Source organism: Mycobacterium sp., assembly GCF_046330795.1.
Lineage (GTDB): Bacteria > Actinomycetota > Actinomycetes > Mycobacteriales > Mycobacteriaceae > Mycobacterium.
Genome location: NZ_JAXLSA010000001.1, coordinates 1405654 through 1424957 on the forward strand (window position 1 = coordinate 1405654; position 19304 = coordinate 1424957).

Consider the following 19304-nt stretch of genomic DNA (forward strand, 5'->3'; position numbering starts at 1 on the left):
CCCGCTACCGCGGTCGTTGGCTCAAAGCACTGACTTCGAGGAGTTACTCACTATGGCTGCCGTATGCGATATCTGCGGTAAGGGCCCCGGCTTCGGCAAGTCGGTGTCGCACTCGCATCGCCGGACCAGCCGGCGGTGGAACCCGAACATCCAGGTCGTGCACTCCGTCGACCGCCCGGGCGGCAACCGCAAGCGCGTCAACGCCTGCACGTCGTGCATCAAGGCCGGCAAGGTCGTACGGGGCTAGTTCCCTTTTCGATCTGTTCCGCAATCCCTGCGAGGTCTACTCGCAGTTCGTCGCCGTACCCGCAGAACAGATCCTGTTCTTGCTCAGGGCAGCCGCCAGTCGATCGGCTCGGCGCCCATCTCGGCCAGCATCGCGTTCGAGCGACTGAACGGCCGTGACCCGAAGAATCCCCGGGATGCCGACAGCGGCGAGGGGTGCACGCTCTCGATCACCCCGACACTGTCGCCCAGCATCGGTTTGAGGGTCTGCGCATCGCGTCCCCACAGGATCGCCACCAGTGGTGTGCCGCGGGCCACCAACGCCTTGATCGCGCATTCGGTCACGGCCTCCCACCCCTTGCCGCGATGTGACGCCGGGTTGCCCGGCCGTACCGTCAGCACCCTGTTCAGCATCATCACGCCCTGGGCGGACCACGGCGTCAGATCACCGGTGGACGGCTTGGGCAGTCCCAGGTCCGATCCGTACTCGGTGAAGATGTTCTCCAGGCTGCGGGGCAGCGGACGCACGTCGGGGGCCACCGAGAAACTCAGGCCGACCGCATGCCCAGGGGTCGGATAGGGGTCCTGGCCGACGATCAGCACCCGCACCTGATCGAGGGGAAAACTGAAGGCACGCAATACATTCGGGCCAGAGGGCAGGTAGCCACGGCCTTCGGCGAGTTCAGACCGCAGAAAGTCGCCCATGGCGCCCACCTGGGCCCCCACCGGTTCGAGGGCCGCGGCCCAGCCGGGGTCGACGAGTTCAGCAAGTGGGCGGGCCGTCACGAGCGACCAACCTAATTGAACGAGTCCCAGCCGGCGCAACCGGTCCACTCGGCGCCATAGACATGCGCACCGACGGGTCCATCGGTCACCACGCCGATCACCCGCCAGCCGGATGGCACCGCACCGGGGAAACACGCGACCAGAGCGTGGTCCTCCCCGCCGCCGAGCACCCAGTCCCACGGATCGACACCCAACGCGGCGGCCGCATCGGCCACGCCATCGTGATCCGCGGCCAGCCCCGCGGTGCTCAGATCGATACCCACCCCCGAGGCCTCCGCGATGTGGCCCAGGTCGGCGATCAGGCCGTCGGACACATCCGTCATCGCCGTCGCCCCCGCCTCCGCCGCCGCGGGGCCCTGCCCGTAGGGCGGTTCGGGCACCCGATGCCGGGCGATCAGTTCGGGGAACTCCGGGGAGCCTGCGGTCAGCAATGCGTACCCGGCGGCCGAGCGGCCCAGTCCCCCGGCCACCGCGATCACATCGCCGGCCCGCGCCCCACCGAGCCCGACCGGACCGCGGCCGTCGAGCTCACCGAGCACGGTGACACTGATCACCCACTGCGGACTGCGCACCAGGTCACCGCCGATGATCGGGGCGTTGCCGCAGCGGGCCGCCTCGTCCCACATCCCGGCCCACAGCGCGGCCACCAGGTCCATCGGGGTGTCGGCGGGAGCCCCGAACGCCACCACGAATCCGGTGCACTGCCCGCCCATCGCCTCGATGTCGGCGGCGTTCTGCGCAATCGCCTTGCGCCCGACGTCGTACGACGACGACCAGTCCAGCCGGAAGTGCCGGCCCTCGACGAGCATGTCGGTGGACACCAGCGCACGCCCGTCGGGCACGGCCAGCAGGGCCGCGTCGTCGCCGGGCCCGACGAGGACCGACGCCGGCTGGCTGCCCGCCGCGATCAGCCGGTCGATGACGGCGAACTCGCCGAGACTGCCCAGCGTGGGGGCATCATCGTCGGCCATATCACCCCTCGTCGCCTCCGCGCCGACCTGAACACCGCCGCCACCTGCGGTAGTTTTCTTGTGCACGGACACGTCAGTTTATGAGACCAGGCAGGAGAACCGGGTGGTCGAGGCCTTCATTCTGATCCAGACGGAAGTGGGCCGCGCCGAGGTGGTTGCCAAGCAGGTCGCGGGCCTGCCCGGAGTGCGGTCGTCGGAGTACGTCACCGGTCCATACGACGTGGTCGCCCGCGTCAGTGCGGGCACGCTGGAATCGCTGCGCGCCGATGTGGTGTCCGGCGTGCAGGCCGTCGAGGGCATCACCCGCACACTGACCTGTCCGATCGCGTCCGTGGCAGGTGAGTGATCCCGAGCGGGACGGTCCACCGCGCGCGGTCCTGATCGCCGCGCTGCTGATCGCCGTGGCCGCGGCTGTCACGGTCGTGGCGATCGCCGCACATCGCAGTTCGTCGCCACCGGTGCCGGTGGCCGCGGTTCGCGCCCCGCATGCCGCCGAACAGCCCTGCCAGGATCTGCTGGCAGCCCTGCCCGACCGGCTCGGTGACTACCAGCGCACCGATGTCGCGTTCCCGGCGCCGCCCGGGGTCGCCGTCTGGCGCACCGGGACCGGGGCCGAACCCGTGATCCTGCGCTGCGGCCTGGATCGGCCCGACGACTTCGTGGTTGGCTCGCCGTTGCAGATGGTCGACCAGGTGGCCTGGTTCCGGGTCGCCGAATCCGACCGCATCACGTGGTTCGCCGTCGACCGGCCCGTGTATGTGGCGCTGACGTTGCCGGCCGACTCCGGGCCGGCGGCCATCCAGGATCTGTCGCAGGCCGTCGCAGCACTGCCCGCCAGGCCGATCGACCCGGCCCCACCCCGCTGACCCTGCCCACGCCGAAACGCACGAATGGGCGCGAAAGTCCGAGTGCCGCGCGCCAATTCGTCGAATTCGGCGCCGCTCAGCGCAGGCCGGTGCCGCGGGCCAGCGCGGTGTCGACCATGGTCGCCAACAGCGTCGGGTAGTCCACGCCGCTGGCCGCCCACATCCGCGGATACATCGAGATAGTGGTGAAACCGGGCATGGTGTTGATCTCGTTGAGGACGGGTCCGTCGTCGGTCAGGAAGAAGTCGACACGGGCCAGGCCCTGGCCGTCGATGGCGTCGAAGGCACGGATGGCCAACTGCCGGATCTCGTCGGCGACGTCGTCGTCGACCTTGGCGGGCACGTCCAGCTCGGCGGCATCGGCCAGGTACTTGGTGGTGAAGTCGTAGAAGCCGTCCTCGCGGCCCCGCACACCGGCGACCCGGATCTCCCCCACCGTGCTGGCCTCGACCCGGCCGTCCGGCAGTTCCAGCACACCGCATTCCAGTTCGCGCCCGACGATGGCGGCCTCGACGATCACCTTCGGGTCGTGCGCGCGGGCGGCGGCCACCGCGGCGGGCAGGTCGGCCCAGGAGGTCACGCGGCTGACGCCGATCGACGATCCGGCGCGCGCGGGTTTGACGAACACCGGCAGCCCGAGCCGCTGCTGCTGCTCGGGTTCCAGGGTTTCCTGACCACGGCGCAGCACCACGTGGTCGCCGACCGGCAGCCCGGCGGCGATCAGCAGCTTCTTGGTGAACTCCTTGTCCATCCCGGTCGCGCTGGCCAGCACACCGGCCCCGACGTACGGGATGCCGGCCAGTTCGAGCAGACCCTGGATGGTGCCGTCCTCGCCATACGGGCCGTGCAGGACGGGGAAGACGACGTCGACGGATCCGAGTACCTCACCGGCCGTGCCCAGCGAGACCAGTTCGCCGCGCCGACCGGGATCGGCGCTGAGCGCCAGTGCCGCGCCGGAGTCCGCGGTGACCTCGGGCAACCGGCCGTCGGTGATGGCCAGGGTGGCGGGGGTGGCATCGGAGAGCACCCACGCGCCGCCCGGTGTGATTCCGATGGGGACGACCTCGAACCGCTCCGGATCCAAATTGCGCAGGATGCTGCCCGCCGAGACGCAGGAGATGGCGTGTTCGGAGCTGCGGCCGCCGAAGACGACGGCGACGCGGACGCGGGGTTGGCGGGCTGTCACAAGGTCAGAGGCTACCCGCCGAGCCGACGATCCACCGCGCCCGCGGTGGGGAGGAGCGAGGCAATCAAACTCCGCCGAGCCGACGATCCACCGCGCCCGCGGTGGGGAGGAGCGAGGCAATCAAACTCCGCCGAGCCGACGATCCACCGCGCCCGCGGTGGGGCCCTCATCTGTTCAGCGCCGGCTGCGACAACGTGCGAGTGGAACTCGCAGGGGGCGCTGAACAAATCACGTCTGGTCGAGGGCCTGCTCGAAATCGGCCAGCAGGTCGTCGGTGTCCTCGATGCCGAGCGATATCCGCGCGAAGCCGGCGGACACGGCGTCGCCCCAGCGGGCCCGGCGGTCCACCGAAGTGTGGATGCCCCCGAAACTGGTGGCCGCCACCAACAGCTCGCTGCGCTCGGCCAGCCGCGCGACGGCCTCGGCGCCGGCCAGTTCGATGGACACCAGTCCGCCGAACCGGCGCATCTGCGCGACGGCCACGCTGTGCGCGGGGTCGTCGGGCAGTCCTGGGTAGCGCACCGACCGCACCGCCGGATGCCGGCTCAACGCACCCGCCAGCGCCATCGCGTTCTGGCATTGCCGCTCGTACCGCAGGCCCGCGGTACCCAGGCTGCGCATCAGCAGCCAGGTCTCGAAGGCACCGAGCACCGGGCCGGACAGCAGGCGCTCACGGGCCACCGCCGCCATCAGCTCCGCGTCGCCGCCGGCCGCATAACCGGCCAGCAGGTCGCTGTGCCCGGCCAGCGCCTTGGTGGCGCTGGCCACCACCACATCGGCGCCCAGCGCCAGCGGCGTCTGACCGAGCGGAGTCGCGGTGGTGTTGTCGACCACCAGCCGCGCGCCGCGCCCACGGCAGATCAGCGCCAACCGGTGCAGGTCGGTGACATCCAGGCTCGGGTTGGCCGGCGTCTCGGCAAGTACCACATCGGCCGACCCGGCCGCATCGCACATCTCGGCGCTGGACGCCGCGACGACGGTGATTCCCTGTGGCGCAAGATATTCCGATGCGTAGGCCCGCACCTGATAGTAGCCGTCGGCCGGTACCACCAGGGTCGAGTCCGGTGTTGTCAACGCTCGCAGCACCGCGGTGATGGCCGCCATCCCGGATCCGAACACCAGCGCCGAGGCGGCGCCCTCGAGCCCCGCGAGCGCCGATTCCAGTTGTCGCCAAGCAGGATTCGAGGCGCGCCCGTAGAAGTCGAGCCCATCGGAAGGGTTGCCGAGATGGAAGGTGGTTGCCGGGGTGATCGGCGGGGCGATGGGATTCCCCGGAACGGCTTCGATATCAACGGCTTTCACCGTCCGCGTGGACATTCCGAACCGGCCCGGCTCAATGCTCATCGACGCGCCTCACTCCGGCTTGGTGCTGCGGCCCAGCAGGGCGGCCACCGCCTCGATCACCGACAGGCCGCGGTGGCAGACCCGGTGCACCGCATCGGTCAGCGGCATCTCCACGTCGTAGCTGGAGGCCAACGCGAGCACCGATTCGCAGGACGTCACGCCCTCGGCGACATGTCCGCCGCCGGCCAGCTGGGCGGCCGCCAGCGTCTCGCCGAGGCCCAGGCGCTCACCGAACGCCCGGTTGCGCGACTGCGGTGAACTGCACGTCGCCACCAGGTCCCCAACCCCGGCCAGTCCGGCCAGCGTCGCACCCTTGGCGCCCACGGCAATGCCCAGCCGCATGATCTCGGCCAGTCCGCGGGTGATGATGGCCGCGGCGGTGTTCTCACCCAGGCCGACGCCGGCCGCCATTCCGCAGGCCAGCGCGATGACGTTCTTGCACGCGCCACCGATCTCGGTGCCGATGACGTCGGCGTTGGTGTACGGCCGGAAGTACGCGGTGTTCAGCCCGCGCTGCAGGGCCACCGCCCGGCCGGAATCGGCGCACGCGATGACGGTGGCCGCCGGTTGCCCGACGGCGATCTCGCTGGCCAGGTTGGGCCCGGACAGCACCGCCACCTGATTGGGGTCGACGCCGGTGACCTGCACGATCACCTGGCTCATCCGCATCAGCGTGCCCAGTTCGATGCCCTTGGCCAGGCTGACCAGGGTGGCGCCGGACGTCAGCAGCGGCGTCCAGTCCTCGAGATTCTGGCGCAACGTCTGCGCGGGCACGCCGCACAGCACCGTCGTGACGTCGGACAGCGCCGCGCCGGCGTCGGTCACGGCGGTGACGTTAGCGGGCAGTTCGACATCGCCCAGATAGCCGGTGTTGCGGCGGGTCGAGTTGATCTCGTCGGCCACCTCGCGGTGCCGGGCCCACAGCCGCACGTCGTTGCCGGCATCGGCGGCGACCTTGGCGATCGCCGTGCCCCATGCGCCCGCACCCATCACCGTCACCGTTCCCAACGAGTTGGACACCCGGCAAGCCTAGACGAGCGGCGCTGGCAGGATGGACACCATGAGCACGGGCGTCGGCCTGATCATCGCGGTCAAACGACTCGGCGCGGCCAAGACCCGGTTGGCGCCGCTGTTCGGCGACCGGACGCGCGAACGGGTGGTGCTGGCGATGCTGGCGGACACCCTCGCCGCGGCCGCCGCGGCACGGGCCGTGCAGTCCGTCACCATCGTCACACCGGACGCCGACGAGACCGGGGTAGCCGCACTCGCCGCCGAACTGGCCGTCCGCGTGCTCGCCGACCCCACCCCCGCCGGACACTCCGATCCCCTCAACAACGCCCTCCGCGCCGCGGCTGCGTTCGTCGGCGCCGAAACACCGAATGTTGCAGCGCTCCAAGGTGATCTGCCCGCGTTGCGCACCGTCGAACTCGATCAGGCGATCGTCGCCGCGCGGGCCTTCCCACGCAGCTTCGTGGCCGACCGGCATGGCACCGGCACCTCGGCGCTGTTCGCCTTCGGCGTTCCGCTGGATCCCAACTTCGGCACCAATTCCGCTGTGTCCCACCGAAATTCGGGCGCAATCGAACTGTCCGAACCGTGGCCCGGGCTGCGCTGCGATATCGACACACCAGACGACCTGGATGCGGCGCGGCGCTTCGGCGTCGGCAGCGCCACCGCGCGAGAGATCGACATGGTGAACGGCTCGGTGAGCGGCGCCGCTAGCAACCCGCACTGCGATAGGCGATGATTCAACCGTGACCGACATCGAGACCGACCAGCCGGCCGCTGCAACTGCCGAGGAAAACGACGCGGCCGTTGATGCGCGCCATCAGGCTCCCGAAGCCCCGCCCGCTGCGACCTCTCCCGGTCTGGAGGTCCAGGAACTGCCGGAGAACCGGTATCTCAACCGCGAACTGAGCTGGCTGGACTTCAACGCCCGCGTGCTCGCCCTGGCCGACGACCCGTCGCTGCCGCTACTGGAACGAGCGAAGTTCCTGGCGATCTTCGCGTCGAACCTCGACGAGTTCTACATGGTCCGGGTGGCCGGGCTGAAACGCCGCGACGAGATGGGACTGTCCGTACGGTCGGCCGACGGCCTGTCTCCCCGCGAGCAGCTGCGCCGAATCGGCGAGCGCACCCAGCAGATCGCCAGCCGGCACGCACGGGTCTTCCTCGACGAGGTCCGCCCGGCGCTGGCCGCCGAGGGCATCCTGGTGGTCGGTTGGTCCGACATCGACCAGCACGAACGCGATCGGCTCGCCACCTACTTCAACGAGCAGGTCTTCCCGGTGCTCACGCCGCTGGCGGTCGACCCCGCACACCCGTTCCCGTTCGTGAGCGGACTGAGCCTCAACCTGGCGATCACGGTGCGCCAGCCCGAGGACGGCACCACGCATTTCGCGCGTATCAAGGTGCCCGACAACGTCGACCGGTTCGTCGAACTCAAGGGCGACGAACGCGACGACGGTCATCACAACATCCGGTTCCTGCCCATGGAGGAACTGATCGCGGCATTCCTGCCGGCGTTGTTCCCCGGCCTGGACATCGTCGAACACCATGCCTTCCGGATCACCCGCAATGCGGACATGGAGGTCGAGGAAGACCGCGACGAGGACCTGCTGCAGGCCCTCGAACGCGAGTTGGCGCGGCGCCGGTTCGGCTCACCGGTGCGCCTCGAGGTCGCCGACGACATGACCGAGAACATGCTCGAATTGCTGCTGCGCGAACTCGATGTCGATCCCGGCGACGTCATCCAGGTCCCCGGACTGCTGGACCTGTCGTCGCTGTGGCAGATCTACGGCGTGGACCGGCCCGCGCTCAAGGACCGCGCGTTCGTGCCCGCGACACCGCCGGCGTTCGGCGAACGGGAAACGCCGAAGAGCATTTTCGCGACGCTGCGCGACGGCGATGTGCTGGTGCACCACCCCTACGACTCGTTCTCGACGACGGTGCAGCGGTTCATCGAGCAGGCCGCGGCCGACCCGAACGTGTTGGCCATCAAGCAGACCCTGTACCGGACCTCGGGTGACTCCCCGATCGTCAACGCCCTGATCGACGCCGCCGAGGCCGGCAAGCAGGTGGTGGCCCTCGTCGAGATCAAGGCCCGGTTCGACGAACAGGCGAACATCACTTGGGCGCGCAAGCTGGAGCAGGCCGGCGTGCACGTGGTCTACGGGCTGATCGGGCTCAAGACCCACTGCAAGACATGCCTGGTGGTGCGCCGCGAGGGTTCGACCATCCGCCGCTACTGCCATATCGGCACCGGCAACTACAACCCGAAGACCGCGCGTCTGTACGAGGACGTGGGACTGCTGACCGCGGCCCCGGACATCGGCGCGGACCTGACCGACCTGTTCAACTCGCTGACCGGCTATTCGCGAAAAGTCAGCTACCGCAATCTGCTGGTCGCACCCCACAGCGTGCGCAAGGGCATCATCGAACGCATCGAGCGCGAGGCCGAGGCGACCCGGGGCGGCGCCGACGGGCGGATCCGGCTGAAGATGAACGCCCTGGTCGACGAGCAGGTGATCGACGCGCTCTACCGCGCCTCACAGGCGGGGGTTCGCGTCGAGGTCGTGGTGCGCGGCATCTGCGCGTTGCGGCCGGGGGCGCCGGGGTTCTCGGAGAACATCGTGGTGCGCTCGATCCTCGGCCGGTTCCTCGAACACTCACGCATTATTCACTTCAGCGCCATCAATGAATTCTGGATCGGCAGCGCCGACATGATGCATCGTAATCTCGACCGACGGGTGGAGGTGATGGCGCAGGTGAAGGAGCCCAGGCTGACGGCTCAGCTCGACGACGTCTTCGAATCGGCCATGGACCCCGCGACGCGCTGTTGGGAGTTGGGTGCCGACGGCCACTGGACCGCGCTGCCGGCCGAGGGCCAGTCGGTCCGCGATCATCAGGCGTCCATGATGGAGAAGCACCGCCACCCGTAACCGGTCACTCGTTATCACCGGCACATCCGGTCCCCGAAGGGCGCCGGATTGACCTGCAGGAGTTGAGGTGTCCAAAGACGTGCCCGGGCCTCCCGCGCAAGTGCGCGCGGCCGGAGCGGTGCTGTGGCGATACCGGGCTGCCGAATCGGACGCGGCCTCGGACCCAGCCGTTGCCCCGGTGCTCGAGATCGCCATCGTCCACCGCCCCCGGTACGACGACTGGTCGCTGCCCAAGGGCAAGGTCGATCCGGGTGAGACCGAAGCGGTCACCGCCGTGCGCGAGATCCTCGAGGAGACGGGCTACCACTGCCGGCTGGGGCGGCGGCTCCTGTCGGTCAGCTATCCCATCGGCGATGGCGTCAAGAAGGTCGTCTACTGGGCGGCACGAGCCGGTGAAGGCGAATTCAGCCCGAACGACGAGGTGGACCAGCTGATCTGGCTACCCGTGCCAGCTGCGCTGGCCAGATTGACCTACCCGTATGACCGGAAAGTATTGCGCAGGTTCGCCAAACAGCCGGCGGACACCCAGACGGTGCTGATCGTCCGGCACGCGACGGCGGGGCGCAAGAGCCGTTACAAGGGTGACGACCGCAAGCGGCCGCTGGACAAACATGGCCGGGCGCAGGCGGAATCGCTGGTGTGGCTGCTGCTCGCGTTCGGCGCCACCGACCTGCACGCCGCCGACCGGGTGCGCTGCCGCCAGACCATCGAACCGTTGGCCGACGAACTCTCGACGCAGATCCGCGACGAACCGGCGCTCACCGAGGAGGCGTACGCCGACCGGCCCAAACGTGCGCGCCAGCGGGTGCTCGAGATCGCCGCGAAATCCGGCACGCGGGTTATCTGTACACAGGGCAAGGTGATTCCCGATCTGATCACCTGGTGGTGCGAACGCGACGGCGCGCGGCCAGACAAGTCCCGCAACCGCAAGGGCAGCGTGTGGGTGTTGTCGATCGCCGACGGCAAGGTGATCGCGGCCGATCACATCTGCAGTCCGCTGGCGGCGCCGGAGAAGTAGCACAGAGAAACGCCGCGGGAGTGATGCTCCCGCGGCGTCTCTCTGTTCAGTACCGAGTGCGGCTTACTTGCGGCCCCGGGCCGGTGCCTTCTTGGCGGCGACCTTCTTGACTGCGGCCTTCTTGACGACGGCCTTCTTGACCGGAGCCTTCTTGGCGGCGACCTTCTTGACGGCCGCCTTCTTCACGACGGCCTTCTTGACCGGAGCCTTCTTGGCGGCGACCTTCTTGACGGCCGCCTTCTTCACGACGGCCTTCTTGACCGGAGCCTTCTTCGCCGGCGCGGCCTTCTTGGCCACCACCTTCTTCACCGCGGCCTTCTTGACGGCGCGCTTGGCGACCGTCTTGCGGACCGCGCCGCCGCCGCCGACCGAGCCGCGCTTGACCGCGGGTCCGTCCGAGGGGAGCTTCTGGGCCCCGGCCACAACGGCTTTGAACTGTGCACCGGGACGGAATGCGGGCACGGAGGTCGGCTTCACCTTCACCGTTTCGCCGGTGCGGGGATTACGCGCGACGCGGGCCGCGCGCTTGCGCTGCTCGAAAACGCCGAAGCCGGTGATGGTCACGCTCTCGCCCTTGTGCACGGCACGCACGATCGTGTCGACGATGTGCTCCACGGCGGCGGTCGCCTGCCGGCGGTCCGAGCCGAGCTTCTCCGTGAGTACGTCGATGAGCTCCGCTTTGTTCATGCAAACCCTCCGAGATTTAGTGGCCCTCCTTGAGCCGACTAGAGGACACGGTAGACCTTGGCAAGGCTGATTTCCAAGTGCCACGCGCAGTTTCACCGATTCTGGCGAACTTTTTTGCCGACCCGGTCGGCAATCCGGTTGGGCCGCTTGGCCCCTCGGAAAGGGGGTTCCGGAGGTGTCAGGGAGCCGGCAGAGTGCGCGGTTTCCATTCCGGGCGGGCCGATTCGAAAGCCTCGATCTGATCGAGTTTCCGCAGCGTAAGGCCTATATCGTCGAGCCCTTCGAGCAATCGCCACGCGGTGTAATCGTCAATCGTGAACGGCACCACCGCCGTTCCGGCGGTGATAATCCGATCTTGAAGATTGACAGTGATTTCCAATCCCGGATTTTGTTCGATCAGCTTCCACAGGAGTTCGACATCGTCGTGACTCACCTGAGCCGCCAACAATCCGGCCTTGCCCGCATTCCCGCGGAAAATATCGGCAAATCGCGGCGAGATCACCACCCGGAATCCATAATCCATCAGTGCCCACACGGCATGTTCGCGCGAGGATCCGGTGCCGAAATCTGGCCCGGCCACCAGCACCGAGCCCTTGTCGAACGGGCTGAGATTCAGGATGAAGCTCGGATCGGTGCGCCAGGCGGCGAACAGCCCGTCCTCGAAACCCGTTCGCGTCACCCGCTTCAGGTAGACCGCGGGGATGATCTGGTCGGTGTCGACGTTGGAACGCCGCAGCGGGACACCGATTCCGGTGTGGGTGTGAAATGCCTCCATCAGAAATTCCTCCAGGTCCTTCAGTTCAGATCCGCCGGCGACGACAGCGTTCCGCGCACCGCTGTCGCGGCCGCCACCACCGGCGAAACCAGGTGGGTACGGCCGCCTTTGCCCTGCCGGCCTTCGAAATTGCGGTTCGACGTCGACGCGCAGCGCTCCCCGGGCGACAGCTGATCCGGGTTCATCCCCAGGCACATCGAGCAGCCCGCCTGGCGCCAGTCGGCACCGGCGGCGGTGAATATGTCAGCCAGACCTTCGGATTCGGCCTGGGCACGCACTTTCATCGAGCCCGGCACGATCAGCATCCGCACGCTGTCGGCGACCTTGCGCCCGCGCAGCACGTCGGCCACTGCCCGCAGATCCTCGATCCGCCCGTTGGTGCACGAGCCGACGAACACCGCGTCAACGGGGATCTCCCGCATCGGAGTGCCGGCCCGAAGGTCCATGTATGCCAATGCTTTCTCGGCGGCCTGCTTGCTGTCGTCGTCGGTCATCAGCTCGGGATCGGGGACGTTGCCCGACAGCGGAACACCCTGTCCGGGGTTGGTGCCCCAGGTGACGAACGGGCTCAGGCTGGCCGCGTCGATGTAGACCTCGGTGTCGAATTCCGCTCCCGGGTCCGTGCGTAACGTGTCCCAGGCGGCCACCGCGTGGTCCCAGTCCGCACCGGTGGGCGCGTGCGCGCGGCCCTTCAGATACTCGTAGGTGGTTTCGTCGGGGGCCACCATGCCGGCCCGCGCTCCGGCCTCGATGCTCATGTTGCAGACCGTCATCCGGCCTTCCATCGACAGCGACTCGATGGCGCTGCCGCGGTATTCGATCACGTGGCCCTGGCCGCCGCCGGTACCGATCTTGGCGATCACGGCCAGGATGATGTCCTTGGCGGTGACCCCGGGCGGCAGCACGCCGTCGACGTTGACCGCCATGGTCCTGAACGGTTTGAGCGGCAGGGTCTGGGTGGCCAGCACGTGTTCCACCTCGGACGTGCCGATGCCCATCGCGATGGCCCCGAACGCGCCGTGGGTCGAGGTGTGGCTGTCGCCGCACACCACGGTCATGCCCGGCTGGGTCAGACCCAGCTGCGGTCCGATGATGTGCACGATCCCCTGCTCGGCATCGCCCATGGGGTGCAACCGGATACCGAACTCTTCGCAGTTGCGCCGCAGCGTCTCGACCTGGGTGCGGGACACCGGGTCGGCGATCGGCTGGTCGATGTCGACCGTTGGGACGTTGTGGTCCTCGGTCGCGATCGTCAGGTCGGGGCGGTGCACCGGCCGGCCGGCCAGCCGCAGTCCGTCGAAGGCCTGTGGGCTGGTGACCTCGTGTACCAGGTGTAGATCGATGTAGATGAGATCGGGCTCGCCGTCGCCGGCCGCCACAACGTGGTCGGCCCAGACCTTTTCGGCCATGGTCCGTGGTTCTTCGGCCGGCCGTGCGTTCTTGGACATCACATCTCGATTCCCCCGCAGCCGGAATTCACACGGGCTGGCTATCTCAGCATGCGGGAAGCTAATATCTCTCTGTGAGACAGGATAGCGGTATCGGCGTTCTCGACAAAGCCGTGGGGGTATTGCACGCGATTGCCGATTCCCCGTGCGGTCTGGCCGAACTCTGCGAACGCACCGGGCTTCCGCGCGCCACCGCGCACCGACTGGCCGCCGGCCTGGAGGTACACCGGTTGCTGGCCCGCAGCGGCGACGGCCGCTGGCAGCTCGGCCCGGCCCTGACCGAGCTGGCTGTCCACGTCGACGACCCGCTGCTCACGGCCGGGGCGGCCGTCCTGCCGCGGCTCCGGGAGATCACCGGGGAGAGCGTGCAGTTGTACCGCCGCGACGGCACCTCCCGGGTCTGTGTGGCCGCTCTGGAACCCCCTGCGGGACTGCGCGATACCGTGCCCGTCGGCACCCGACTGCCGATGACGGCGGGTTCGGGCGCCAAGGTGCTGTTGGCCTTCGGCGATGCGGCCACGCGCGACGCGGTACTGCCCGCGGCGATGTTCACCGACCGCGCACTGGCGGAGGTCCGCCGCCGTGGCTGGGCACAGAGCGCCGCGGAGCGCGAACCCGGCGTCGCCAGTGTGTCGGCGCCCGTGCGTGATTCCACCGGTGCGGTGATCGCAGCGATCTCGGTGTCCGGCCCGATCGACCGAATGGGTCGCCGACCCGGCGAACGCTGGGCTACCGACCTGCTGGCCGCGGCCGAGGCCCTGACCCGCCGCCTGTGACCCGCACGAGATAGAGCACGGCCCCCACCGCCAGCAGCACCGACCCGGCCAGCACCCAGGCGGTCGGCAGCGTGAAAGCGATTGTGACACAACCGATACCGCCGATAATCGGAATCAGCCGAGCCCGCCCCAGGGTGAGTGCCGACGCATTGGCGATCGCGTAGTAGGCCAGTACGGCGAACGACGAGAAGCCGATCACCCCACGCAGATCGGTGCTCACCGCCAGGATCGCGACCACCGCGCCGATCGCGATCTCGGCGTACTGCGGCACCGCGAACCGCGGGTGCACAACGGCCAGGATGCGCGGCAGATGACCGTCGCGGGCCATCGCCAGCACGGTCCGGGACACCCCCAGCAGCAGTGCGAGCAGCGCGCCCGTCGCGGCCAGGACCGCACCGCCGGCCACCACGGGAGCCAGCTGGTCGGCGCCGACGGCGCGCACCGCCTCGAGCAGCGGAGCGCTGGAGGCGGCCAGCGGCCCCGGCCCCAGAACGCCGAGCACGGCGACCGCCACAGCGAGGTACACGGCGAGTGCGATGGCCAGCGCCAGCCGGATCGCCCGGGGAATGACGTGGGCCGGGTCGCGGACCTCCTCGGCCAGAGTGGCGATCCGCGCATACCCGGCGAACGCGAAGAACAGCAGCCCGGCCGACTGCAGAGCACCCGCAACCGAATGTGGAGCACCGCTGCTCAACCGCTCCACATCCCAGTGGCCCGAGTGCATGGTCGCGGCGACCACACTGGCCAGGACGGCCACCACCAGGACCACGATCCACCGCGTCATCCGCGCCGACTTCTGCACGCCGGCACAGTTGACGACGGTGACGACGACGACCGCCGACACCGCCACCAGATGCGCGTGTGCGGGCCACAGGTGGAACCCGACCGTCAGCGCCATGGCCGCGCAGGACGCCGTCTTCCCGACGATGAAGGCCCAGCCGGCCAGGTATCCGCAGAACGGCCCCAGCCGTTCTCGCCCATGGACATATGCGCCGCCGGACACCGGGTAGCGCACCGCCAGCCGCGCCGACGAGACGGCGTTGCAGTACGCGATCAACCCCGCGACGGCCAGCCCGGCGAGCAATCCGGACCCACCGGCCGCGGCCGCCGGCCCGAGGGCGGCGAAGATGCCGGCCCCCAGCATCGCGCCCAGCCCGACCAGGACCGCGTCGAACACCCCGAGACTGCGCGGCAACTCGCTCGACGGCCCCGACGGAGTCACTGGGCCGAGGCTACTGACACACTCCACTGCATGGGAACCAAACAACGCTCGCAGATCGTGATGTCCGAGGATGAGATCACCGACTTCGTCACCAACAGCCGCACCGGGACCCTCGCCACCATCGGCGCCGACGGTCTGCCGCACCTGGTGGCCATGTGGTACGGCATCGTCGACGGGGTGATCTGGCTCGAGACGAAGATCAAATCGCAGAAGGCCGTGAACCTGCTCCGCGACCCGCGCTTCACGTTCATGATCGAGGACGGCGACACCTACGACACATTGCGGGGGGTGTCGTTCGAGGGCACCGTCGAGATCGTCGACGACCCGGACACCATCCTCGCGGTGGGGATCAGTGTGTGGGAGCGCTACACCGGCCCCTACACCGAGGAGATGCGCCCCGGGGTCGACATGATGATGAACAAGCGGGTGGCCGTGCGGCTGAACTCCAGCCGGACCCGGTCGTGGGACCACCGCAAGCTCGGGATGCCACCGATGCCGATGTCGGGATCCACCGCGCCCCAGCAGTAGCGGCCCAAATGGAGAAGGCTCTCGGATTTCCGAGAGCCTTTTCTGCTGGTACCCCCGATGGGATTCGAACCCACGCTACCGCCGTGAGAGGGCGGCGTCCTAGGCCGCTAGACGACGGGGGCTAGAACTTACGGTTGGAAAGCATAGCTCAGGCGAAACCGCCCGACCTAATTCACCAGACGGCCTTCGGCGGGCCTCGTGCTCGCGAAACGACACCGCTCGCCGAACCCGCCGAATTGCTGGGGTACCAGGACTCGAACCTAGAATGAGGGAATCAGAATCCCTAGTGTTGCCAATTACACCATACCCCATTGACTACCCGTCTTTGCTGGTCAGACGCCATGGGCCCACAAATATGCGGGTTTCCGGCGGCCGGATCCAGCCCGTCAGGGCCGTCGGCAAGACTACCAAAGAATCCCGGCAGCCCTTAATCGCGGTCAGCCCTGCACCGCCCGCAGCCGGGCCAGACTGCGCTCCCGGCCCAGCAGCTCCATCGACTCGAACAGCGGCGGACTCACCGACGAGCCCGTGACCGCGACCCGGATCGGGCCGAAGGCCTTGCGGGGTTTCAGTTCCAGCCCGTCGATCAGGCTCGACTTCAGCGCGGCCTCGATGTTGGACGTCGTCCAGTCCCCCACCGCATCCAGCGCGGCGACGGCCGCCCCGAGCACCGGAGCCGAATCGGGCCCCAATTCCTTGGCGGCGGCCTTCGGGTCGATCTCGTAGGAACCCTCGTCGAGGAACTTCAACAGTCCCCACGCATCGCCGAGCACCACGATCCGCGTCTGCACCAGCCCGGCGGCCTCGGCGAATCCGGCCTCGTCCAGCCCGGTGTCGTGGCCGTGGGTGGCGAAGTAGTCGCGCAGCCGAGCGGTGAAATCCGTTGGGGACAACAACCGGATGTGTTCGGCGTTGAGTGCGTCGGCCTTCTTCTGGTCGAACCGTGCCGGGTTGGAGTTGACGTCGACGACGTCGAAGGCAGCGACCATCTCCGTCAGACTGAAGATGTCGTTGTCGTCGGCGATCCCCCAGCCAAGCAGCGCAAGGTAATTCAGCAGACCCTCGGGAATGAACCCGCGATCGCGATGCAGGAACAGGTTCGATTGTGGATCGCGCTTGGACAGCTTCTTGTTGCCGTCGCCCAGAACCGGTGGCAGATGGGCGAACTGCGGGGTGGCCTCGGCCACACCGATCCGGATGAGCGCCGCGTACAGCGCGAGTTGGCGCGGGGTCGACGGCAGCAGGTCCTCACCGCGCAACACGTGGGTGATCTTCATGCACGCGTCGTCGACCGGATTGACCAAGGTGTACAACGGATCTCCGTTGCCCCGGGTGATCGCGAAGTCCGGCACCGACCCGGCCGGGAAGGTGGTCTCCCCGCGCACCAGGTCGTGCCAGGTGAGATCGGTGTCGGGCATCCGCAACCGAATGACCGGGTTCCGGCCCTCGGCCCGGAAGCCCGCGCGCTGCTCCTCCGACAGGTCCCGGTCGAAGTTGTCGTAGCCCAGCTTCGGGTTGCGGCCGGCGGCCACGTGTCTGGCTTCGACCTCCTCCGGCGTCGAATACGCCTCGTAGGCCTCGCCGGCCGCCAGGAGCTTGTCGATGACATCGCGGTAGATCTCGCTGCGCTGCGACTGCCGGTAGGGCCCGTAGGGTCCGCCGACCTCGGGACCCTCGTCCCAGTCCAGGCCCAGCCAGCGCAGCGCGTCGAGGAGCGCGTTGTAGCTCTCCTCGCTGTCGCGGGCCGCGTCGGTGTCCTCGATGCGGAACACGAAGTCGCCGCCGGTGTGCCGCGCGTACGCCCAGTTGAACAGGGCGGTCCGGATCAGGCCGACGTGCGGTGTGCCCGTCGGCGAGGGGCAGAATCGGACGCGAACGTGCTCGGTCATCGCTTTCCTTTGCGCACAACGGGATTCGACAGAGTACCGATCCCAGAGATGGTGATGCTGACGGTGTCGCCGTCCTCGATCGGGCCGACCCCCTCGGGGGTCCCGGTCAGGATCAGGTCGCCCGGCAGCAGCGTCATGACCGCCGACACCCATTCGACGATCGCGCCGACGTCGTGCAGCATCAGCGCGGTGTTCGAGTGCTGACGCACCTCCCCGTTGACCTTGGTGGTCAACTCGAGATCACCGGGATCCAGGTCGGTGACGATCCACGGGCCCACCGGGCAGAAGGTGTCATGGCCCTTGGCCCGCATCCACTGGCCGTCCTGCTGCTGTTGATCGCGTGCCGAGACGTCGTTGGCGATCGTGTAACCCAGGATGTTCTCGGCGGCGCGAGCGGCCGGCACATCCTTGCACGGCCGGCCGATCACGACAGCGAGCTCTCCTTCGTGATGGACGGGGTTCGCGTCGGGGGGCAGCTGGATCGCCACATTCGGGCCGATGATCGCGGTGTTCGGCTTGAGGAAGATCACCGGATCCTCCGGTGCGACACCACCCATCTCGGCGGCGTGGGCGGCGTAGTTCTTGCCCATGCAGATCACCTTGCTGGCCAGGATGGGAGCCAGCAGCCGCACGTCGGCCAGCGGCCAGGACCGGCCGGTGAACGTCGGCGTTCCGAATGGGTGCTCGGCGATTTCCCTACAGGCCTCCGCTCCGTCATCACCCTCGATCGAGACGAAGGCGACGCCGTCGGGGCTGGCAATTCGACCTAGGCGCATTGGTTCAGGGTAGAGGCGACCCGGGTTCGCCTCGTGAACTGGGCGCGGAGTACGGCGACCGACACCCTCGGCCATCAGCGAGCTTCGGGAGATCAGGCGCGGATCACCGAGGTCATCGCCGGCGGCAGGATCCGGGGCGGATCGTAGGGGCGGAGAGTCAGGGACGCGGCACCGCGACAACCCTGACTACCTTCGAAATCCCCTCGAAATCAGCAGGATTCGTGGTGAAGAGCGGCAATTGCAGTGCCAGAGCGATCGCCGCGATCATCTGGTCGGCCACCCGCGATCGCGGCGATCGGCCAGATTCGCGAACGGCGGCGGTGATGGCGCCATAGGCCCGTGCCGCCTCCACCCCGAAGGGGATCGGCTCGAAGGCACTCTCGACACGCTGGAGCAATTCCATCCGCCTGGCCCGCTCGATGCCGTCATCGGTCGCGTGCACACCGGCCGCGAGTTCGGCGATGGTGATCGCGCTGACGGCGACCTCCCGTGGAAGCAGCTCCGGGTCCAGCCGATTCCAGTGGATCAGGATGTTGGTATCGACAAGTCCGGCCTCACCCGGCGGCTGGTCACCGGGCATACGGATCGTCGGCGTATGGATCGGCCATCGCATCGACGTCGGCACGGAACCGGTCGGCATCGATAACCGGAAGATTCCTGCCCAGCGCCAGAACCTCTTCCCGAGGAACGAACGTCCGACGGGGCCGCAGTGGAACCAGTTGTCCGATTGCCCGTCCATCACGCGTCACGACGAACGTATCCCCCCGCTCGACCCCATCCATGATCTCGCGGGACCTCATACGCAAATCACGCTGGCTGATTTCGGCAGGCCGACCCATACACCCACCGTACCACCGGGTGCTACC

Annotated in this window: 21 protein-coding genes and 2 tRNA genes; 8 read left to right on the forward strand and 15 right to left on the reverse strand. The window is 68.3% G+C overall.

The window, feature by feature from the left end; genetic code table 11:
• Positions 1-52 precede the first annotated feature (52 nt).
• Positions 53-247 carry a 50S ribosomal protein L28 gene (gene rpmB / locus U0R18_RS06645; RefSeq protein ID WP_526367123.1) on the forward strand — a complete coding sequence of 65 codons (195 nt, stop codon included), beginning with the start codon at positions 53-55 and terminating at the stop codon, positions 245-247.
• 83 nt (positions 248-330) lie between these two features.
• Here rpmB and U0R18_RS06650 read toward each other — a convergent pair whose 3' ends face one another.
• Together U0R18_RS06650 and U0R18_RS06655 are read right to left on the reverse strand one after the other, a co-directional pair.
• Positions 331-1011 (reverse strand): uracil-DNA glycosylase, encoded by a 681-nt coding sequence (locus U0R18_RS06650; protein WP_526367125.1) that lies wholly within the window; start codon positions 1009-1011, stop codon positions 331-333.
• Positions 1012-1022: 11 nt separating this feature from the next.
• On the reverse strand, positions 1023-1982 hold the full coding sequence (locus U0R18_RS06655) for a thiamine-phosphate kinase (RefSeq protein WP_526367127.1): 960 nt from the start codon (positions 1980-1982) through the stop codon (positions 1023-1025).
• A gap of 103 nt (positions 1983-2085) precedes the next feature.
• On the opposite strand from U0R18_RS06655, the gene U0R18_RS06660 reads away from it, so the two are divergent.
• The gene (locus U0R18_RS06660) at positions 2086-2328 is read left to right on the forward strand and encodes an Lrp/AsnC ligand binding domain-containing protein (RefSeq protein WP_526367129.1); all 243 of its coding nucleotides are present in this window, start codon (positions 2086-2088) and stop codon (positions 2326-2328) included.
• Complete coding sequence (locus U0R18_RS06665) at positions 2321-2848, forward strand: DUF3515 family protein (RefSeq protein ID WP_526367131.1); 528 nt, start codon at positions 2321-2323, stop codon at positions 2846-2848. Before U0R18_RS06660 ends, U0R18_RS06665 begins: the two co-directional genes overlap by 8 nt.
• A gap of 76 nt (positions 2849-2924) precedes the next feature.
• On the opposite strand, the gene U0R18_RS06670 is transcribed toward U0R18_RS06665, so the two are convergent.
• The 3 genes from U0R18_RS06670 to U0R18_RS06680 form a co-directional block, all read right to left on the reverse strand.
• The gene (locus U0R18_RS06670; RefSeq protein WP_526367133.1) at positions 2925-4034 is read right to left on the reverse strand and encodes a D-alanine--D-alanine ligase family protein; all 1110 of its coding nucleotides are present in this window, start codon (positions 4032-4034) and stop codon (positions 2925-2927) included.
• Between the two features lie 228 nt (positions 4035-4262).
• Positions 4263-5378 carry a cystathionine gamma-lyase gene (locus tag U0R18_RS06675; RefSeq protein WP_526367135.1) on the reverse strand — a complete coding sequence of 372 codons (1116 nt, stop codon included), beginning with the start codon at positions 5376-5378 and terminating at the stop codon, positions 4263-4265.
• 9 nt (positions 5379-5387) lie between these two features.
• Complete coding sequence (locus U0R18_RS06680) at positions 5388-6368, reverse strand: NAD(P)H-dependent glycerol-3-phosphate dehydrogenase (protein ID WP_526367487.1); 981 nt, start codon at positions 6366-6368, stop codon at positions 5388-5390.
• A gap of 61 nt (positions 6369-6429) precedes the next feature.
• Between U0R18_RS06680 and cofC the strand changes: the two genes are divergently transcribed.
• The 3 genes from cofC (at position 6430) to mutT1 (ending at position 10337) form a co-directional block, all read left to right on the forward strand.
• Complete coding sequence (gene cofC / locus U0R18_RS06685) at positions 6430-7125, forward strand: 2-phospho-L-lactate guanylyltransferase (protein WP_526367137.1); 696 nt, start codon at positions 6430-6432, stop codon at positions 7123-7125.
• 7 nt (positions 7126-7132) lie between these two features.
• Positions 7133-9319 (forward strand): RNA degradosome polyphosphate kinase, encoded by a 2187-nt coding sequence (locus tag U0R18_RS06690; protein ID WP_526367139.1) that lies wholly within the window; start codon positions 7133-7135, stop codon positions 9317-9319.
• Positions 9320-9386: 67 nt separating this feature from the next.
• Entirely contained in the window at positions 9387-10337 is a 951-nt protein-coding gene (mutT1, locus tag U0R18_RS06695) for an 8-oxo-(d)GTP phosphatase MutT1 (RefSeq protein WP_526367141.1), read from the forward strand.
• A 63-nt stretch (positions 10338-10400) separates the two neighbouring features.
• Here the strand turns inward: mutT1 and U0R18_RS06700 are convergent, their stop codons facing one another.
• From U0R18_RS06700 to leuC, 3 genes are all read right to left on the reverse strand, one after another.
• Complete coding sequence (locus tag U0R18_RS06700) at positions 10401-11024, reverse strand: HU family DNA-binding protein (RefSeq protein WP_526367143.1); 624 nt, start codon at positions 11022-11024, stop codon at positions 10401-10403.
• A gap of 178 nt (positions 11025-11202) precedes the next feature.
• Entirely contained in the window at positions 11203-11799 is a 597-nt protein-coding gene (leuD, locus tag U0R18_RS06705) for a 3-isopropylmalate dehydratase small subunit (RefSeq protein WP_526367145.1), read from the reverse strand.
• A 20-nt stretch (positions 11800-11819) separates the two neighbouring features.
• Positions 11820-13247, reverse strand: coding sequence for a 3-isopropylmalate dehydratase large subunit (gene leuC, locus U0R18_RS06710; protein WP_526367147.1), 1428 nt, complete (start codon positions 13245-13247; stop codon positions 11820-11822).
• A 74-nt stretch (positions 13248-13321) separates the two neighbouring features.
• On the opposite strand from leuC, the gene U0R18_RS06715 reads away from it, so the two are divergent.
• Entirely contained in the window at positions 13322-14023 is a 702-nt protein-coding gene (locus U0R18_RS06715; protein WP_526367149.1) for an IclR family transcriptional regulator, read from the forward strand.
• Here U0R18_RS06715 and U0R18_RS06720 read toward each other — a convergent pair.
• Entirely contained in the window at positions 13977-15167 is a 1191-nt protein-coding gene (locus U0R18_RS06720) for an amino acid permease (RefSeq protein ID WP_526367489.1), read from the reverse strand. The two genes, U0R18_RS06715 and U0R18_RS06720, sit on opposite strands and share 47 nt — an antisense overlap.
• A 108-nt stretch (positions 15168-15275) precedes the next feature.
• Here U0R18_RS06720 and U0R18_RS06725 point away from each other — a divergent pair, with 108 nt between their 5' ends.
• The gene (locus U0R18_RS06725) at positions 15276-15773 is read left to right on the forward strand and encodes a PPOX class F420-dependent oxidoreductase (protein WP_526367151.1); all 498 of its coding nucleotides are present in this window, start codon (positions 15276-15278) and stop codon (positions 15771-15773) included.
• A gap of 46 nt (positions 15774-15819) precedes the next feature.
• Here the strand turns inward: U0R18_RS06725 and U0R18_RS06730 are convergent.
• The 6 genes from U0R18_RS06730 to U0R18_RS06755 form a co-directional block, all read right to left on the reverse strand.
• Positions 15820-15895: transfer RNA gene (locus tag U0R18_RS06730), tRNA-Glu, on the reverse strand.
• A 117-nt stretch (positions 15896-16012) separates the two neighbouring features.
• Positions 16013-16084, reverse strand: a tRNA-Gln gene (locus U0R18_RS06735).
• A gap of 126 nt (positions 16085-16210) precedes the next feature.
• Positions 16211-17662 carry a glutamate--tRNA ligase gene (gene gltX / locus U0R18_RS06740; RefSeq protein WP_526367153.1) on the reverse strand — a complete coding sequence of 484 codons (1452 nt, stop codon included), beginning with the start codon at positions 17660-17662 and terminating at the stop codon, positions 16211-16213.
• Positions 17659-18438, reverse strand: a complete 780-nt coding sequence (locus U0R18_RS06745) for a fumarylacetoacetate hydrolase family protein (protein ID WP_526367155.1) — start codon at positions 18436-18438, stop codon at positions 17659-17661. The genes gltX and U0R18_RS06745 overlap by 4 nt, the downstream gene beginning before the upstream one ends.
• A gap of 157 nt (positions 18439-18595) precedes the next feature.
• Positions 18596-19051: a type II toxin-antitoxin system VapC family toxin gene (locus tag U0R18_RS06750; protein ID WP_526367157.1), complete on the reverse strand. Its 456-nt coding sequence runs from the start codon at positions 19049-19051 to the stop codon at positions 18596-18598.
• Complete coding sequence (locus U0R18_RS06755; RefSeq protein ID WP_526367159.1) at positions 19008-19277, reverse strand: type II toxin-antitoxin system Phd/YefM family antitoxin; 270 nt, start codon at positions 19275-19277, stop codon at positions 19008-19010. The genes U0R18_RS06750 and U0R18_RS06755 overlap by 44 nt, the downstream gene beginning before the upstream one ends.
• Positions 19278-19304 lie beyond the last annotated feature (27 nt).

Excerpts from the sequence above, each read along its gene's own strand:
- rpmB (WP_526367123.1), top strand. The coding sequence starts at position 53 with ATGGCTGCCGTATGCGATATCTGCGGTAAGGGCCCCGGCTTCGGCAAG.
- U0R18_RS06655 (WP_526367127.1), bottom strand. The coding sequence starts at position 1,982 with ATGGCCGACGATGATGCCCCCACGCTGGGCAGTCTCGGCGAGTTCGCC.
- U0R18_RS06675 (WP_526367135.1), bottom strand. The coding sequence starts at position 5,378 with ATGAGCATTGAGCCGGGCCGGTTCGGAATGTCCACGCGGACGGTGAAA.
- U0R18_RS06680 (WP_526367487.1), bottom strand. The coding sequence starts at position 6,368 with ATGGGTGCGGGCGCATGGGGCACGGCGATCGCCAAGGTCGCCGCCGAT.
- cofC (WP_526367137.1), top strand. The coding sequence starts at position 6,430 with ATGGACACCATGAGCACGGGCGTCGGCCTGATCATCGCGGTCAAACGA.
- U0R18_RS06700 (WP_526367143.1), bottom strand. The coding sequence starts at position 11,024 with ATGAACAAAGCGGAGCTCATCGACGTACTCACGGAGAAGCTCGGCTCG.
- leuD (WP_526367145.1), bottom strand. The coding sequence starts at position 11,799 with ATGGAGGCATTTCACACCCACACCGGAATCGGTGTCCCGCTGCGGCGT.
- leuC (WP_526367147.1), bottom strand. The coding sequence starts at position 13,247 with ATGTCCAAGAACGCACGGCCGGCCGAAGAACCACGGACCATGGCCGAA.
- U0R18_RS06720 (WP_526367489.1), bottom strand. The coding sequence starts at position 15,167 with ATGCTGGGGGCCGGCATCTTCGCCGCCCTCGGGCCGGCGGCCGCGGCC.
- U0R18_RS06725 (WP_526367151.1), top strand. The coding sequence starts at position 15,276 with ATGGGAACCAAACAACGCTCGCAGATCGTGATGTCCGAGGATGAGATC.
- gltX (WP_526367153.1), bottom strand. The coding sequence starts at position 17,662 with ATGACCGAGCACGTTCGCGTCCGATTCTGCCCCTCGCCGACGGGCACA.
- U0R18_RS06745 (WP_526367155.1), bottom strand. The coding sequence starts at position 18,438 with ATGCGCCTAGGTCGAATTGCCAGCCCCGACGGCGTCGCCTTCGTCTCG.
- U0R18_RS06750 (WP_526367157.1), bottom strand. The coding sequence starts at position 19,051 with ATGCGATGGCCGATCCATACGCCGACGATCCGTATGCCCGGTGACCAG.
- U0R18_RS06755 (WP_526367159.1), bottom strand. The coding sequence starts at position 19,277 with ATGGGTCGGCCTGCCGAAATCAGCCAGCGTGATTTGCGTATGAGGTCC.